This is a genomic window from Streptomyces sp. ME19-01-6, assembly GCF_033793745.1.
In the GTDB taxonomy this organism is placed as follows: Bacteria; Actinomycetota; Actinomycetes; order Streptomycetales; family Streptomycetaceae; genus Streptomyces.
In genome coordinates, this window is sequence record NZ_JARAXF010000092.1 from 1 (window position 1) to 3,294 (window position 3,294).

Annotated in this window: 3 protein-coding genes; 2 read left to right on the plus strand and 1 reads right to left on the minus strand. The window is 69.2% G+C overall.

The genetic code is table 11. The features are described 5' to 3' along the window. Nucleotides 1-51 precede the first annotated feature (51 nt). Nucleotides 52-249 (plus strand): hypothetical protein, encoded by a 198-nt coding sequence (locus PV419_RS52710; RefSeq protein ID WP_319701216.1) that lies wholly within the window; start codon nt 52-54, stop codon nt 247-249. A gap of 220 nt (nt 250-469) precedes the next feature. Here PV419_RS52710 and PV419_RS52715 read toward each other — a convergent pair whose 3' ends face one another. Next, nucleotides 470-1,411: a haloalkane dehalogenase gene (locus tag PV419_RS52715; protein ID WP_319701217.1), complete on the minus strand. Its 942-nt coding sequence runs from the start codon at nt 1,409-1,411 to the stop codon at nt 470-472. 357 nt (nt 1,412-1,768) lie between these two features. On the opposite strand from PV419_RS52715, the gene PV419_RS52720 reads away from it, so the two are divergent. Beyond that, nucleotides 1,769-2,755 carry a helix-turn-helix transcriptional regulator gene (locus PV419_RS52720; protein ID WP_319701218.1) on the plus strand — a complete coding sequence of 329 codons (987 nt, stop codon included), beginning with the start codon at nt 1,769-1,771 and terminating at the stop codon, nt 2,753-2,755. Nucleotides 2,756-3,294 lie beyond the last annotated feature (539 nt).

Below are 3,294 nucleotides of genomic sequence, written 5' to 3' on the forward strand. Positions count from 1 at the left end.
CGTCACCGTGCTTCCGCCGTCTGAGTCAGCGCCCTGACCAGCATGAACTGCGTGCAGAGCTCAGGACTCGACTCGCCGTCACTCACGGTAGGCGCACAACGGCTTCTGACCCTGCTGATCGCGGGCGACGCGGGATCGTCGGTGGTCATCGTGGTCGCTCATCGCGATGGCGGGCATGTGCTGCTGGCGGCCTCGGCGAACATCGGCTGCAGCCGCTGGGCACCGTCGAGCATCGAGTACTCGGTGTGATTGTGAAGGTGGACAAAGGAATCGGTCACCGGGAAGGCCCTCCGTGGACCGCGGGGAAAAACTCGCCGGTCACGCGAACCGGATTGTGAAGCGACCCCCAAGCAGAGCACCCCTGGGGCGGACCCCGCTCCCGGCAGGTGTGAGGCCGGTCGCCGCCATTCCCCCACACCACTCGCGTGGGCCGCTGGGTGTGGGGCGTGGCGTGCGGGTGGGTGGGCTGTCAGCCGAGGCCGAGGATGGCCTTGACCAGCAGGTCGGGCTGCTGCTCCTGCAGGAAGTGCCCTGCGTCGGGAACTGTCACGTGGTTCTGCCCCTTCGCACCCGGGACACGGGCCTGGAAAATTCCCTCGAAGGGGCGCGAGATGTGATCGTGTTCGGCGAAGGCGGTCAGGAACGGCTTGTCGAAGGCTTCCAGCCCGGCCCAGGCACGGCGCAGCGTCGAGGCGAGCGGTTCCGGGGTCTCGAGCGTGACGAGGTGCGGGAACTGCCGTGCCCCGGCAAAGTACCGCTCGGAGGGGAAGGGGGCGTCGTAGGCGGCGGCCTCCTCCTCGGTCAGGACGTCGCCACTCACGCTGAGAGCGGCGGCGACCGCCCGCGCAGCGGTCAGGTCGGGCGCCTCGGACATCTCCCGCCATACCAGGAACGCACTGAATCCCTGCGCGAACTGCTCCTCGGTCAGTGAGGCCATGAAATCCGGGTCGGTCAGACCGGTGTTGGAGGCGACCACGGCCACGAACCGGTCGGGCGTGAGCCCGACGTGCACGTTGAAGATGTAGCCGCCCCAGTCCTGGCCGAACAGGGTGATGTCGGTGAGACCGAGCTGGTCCAGCCACTCACCGGTCCAGGCGATGTGGGACTCGTAGGTGTACGCGGCCCGGTCAACCGGCTTGTCCGAGCGGCCGAACCCGATCAGATCCGGGACCAGGACCCGCCGGCCCGCTGCCACCAGCCCGGGAATCATCTTGCGGTACAGATAACCCCAGGACGGCTCACCGTGAGCGAGCACCACGACCGGACCGTCGGACGGCCCCTCGTCGACGTAGTGCATCCGCAGACCCTCGCCGACCGTGACGTACCGCGGCTCGTACGGCCAGTCGACGAGGCCTTCGAAACGCTCGTCCGGGGTCCGCTCGATGTGCATGCCGGCTGTTGAGTTCGACATGTCGCTCCCTTCCTGCAATGTGAATTGGTCGGCTCGCTCCAGTGCCGAGCCGCGTGCTGTTGCCCCGTGAACGTACGACCAGATACATGACATGTGCCGTCATGTTTATCTGGGACTTTTTGGGCATGCCCCGCAGGAGAGGCAGCGACGGCCGGCCGGGCGGACTTGCGCGGAGCCGAGCGTATGCAGCGGCTTTTGAGTCGTGGGGCCGACACGCAGGGTGGCCGGGTCGGCCCTCGCAGGAGCGGCGTTGGTGCTCGCACCAGCCGCGGCCCGGTGCGGGATGGGTGGAGCAGTTGTGGAGCACACTCTGGATACATGACGGGCTTCGTCATGTATCCGGGTCATTCTTGAAATATGAAATCCGACCGATTGCTGTCGCTGCTGCTGTTGCTGCAGACCCACGGGCAGGTGCCCGCGACCGACCTGGCCGAGCGCCTGGAAGTATCGGTCCGGACCATCTTCCGCGATGTCGAGGCGCTGTCCGCAGCCGGTGTGCCCGTCTACGCCGAGCGCGGCCGCAACGGCGGCATCGCCCTGCTTCCCGGCTACCGCACCGATGTCACCGGCCTGACGGCCGACGAAGCCCGCGCTCTGTTCGTACTGGTCACCGACCGGGCCCACGCCGACCTGGGGCTGGGCCACGCGATCGGCTCGGCGCTGCGCAAGGTCATGGCCGCTGTGCCCGCGCCGTTTCGCGGCGACGCCGATCTCGCCAGCCGCCGCATCCTGATCGACCCGGTGCGCTGGCGCAGCAGCCCCCAGGAGCTCACCGTCGACCTCGGCGTGCTCCAGGCCGCGGTCTTCAACGACCGGCGGCTTCGACTGCGCTACCGTCACGGCCGCGATGTCCAGGTCCGCTCCTACACCCTTGATCCGTACGGGCTGGTGAGCAAGGCGGGCATCTGGTACCTGATCGCCGATCACCGCGAAAAGCCCACGATGTTCCGGGCGGACCGGATGCTCTCGGCGACGGTCACCGAGGATCCCGTCCAGCGGCGCAGCGGGGTGGGGCTGGCTGACCTGTGGGAGACCCTGCGATACGGGGTCGACAACGTGCCCACCCCAGTAAGCGTGACGGTGAAGGTCCAGCGCCCCATGCTGGCGAAGTTCCTGGCTCTGCACAGCTCGGAGCTCGCCGCCCCGCCGCCTCAAGAGCCGGCCGATGCCGAGAGCACCGATCCGCTACAGCTGGAGGTGAGGTTCCGTTCGCTGGGCTCGGCCGAGCAGCTGCTCCTCTTCGGTCCCGCCGTCGAGGTCCTGGAGCCCGCCGAACTGCGTGAGGCGCTGGTCCGCAGGGCGCGGGAGACCATCGCCGTGTACGAGGGCGCCCCAGCAGGCTGACAGCGGCCACCGCCCGGATGCGCCGGCGCGTGAGCAGGCCCACGATGTCCCTGACCCCGGCCTCGCCCTTGCACACCGGATCAAGACCCGCCTCGGTGGTCTTCTACAGGGGCGCGAGCAGGCTGTACGGGCGGGCCGATGGCCGAGAAGCGTTCAACAGCGGCGAGAGCATCCGCCGACGGCGGGTGTACGACGAGCGCAGCACGGTGCGCACCCGGGCCCGTAACGTGCTTCGTTCGCTGCGGCCTCCGCCGCCAGCGCGGAGTCGCGGCCACTGGATAGATCACCTTTCAGACCGTGCCGCCCGGCTCCGTGGCCGCCGCCTCCGCCAGCCGCAGCAATGCCCTCCTTGCCGCGCGGCATCTGAATTCTGCATGTCGAGGGGGGGGGGGGGGGGGGGGGGGGGGGCCGGGCCCCCCCCCCCCCCCCCCCCCCCCCCCACCACAGCAGGGGCACCGACCCGCGGGGAATGCTTCCACGCCGTCTTCTTGGCGCCTGCTCCGCCGAATGCCGTGCGCCGGAAGCCGCTACTGGCCGAC

What these genes read in the sequence shown, in the direction of transcription:
- PV419_RS52720 (WP_319701218.1), top strand. Translation starts at nt 1,769, where the DNA reads ATGAAATCCGACCGATTGCTGTCGCTGCTGCTGTTGCTGCAGACCCAC.
- PV419_RS52715 (WP_319701217.1), bottom strand. Translation starts at nt 1,411, where the DNA reads ATGTCGAACTCAACAGCCGGCATGCACATCGAGCGGACCCCGGACGAG.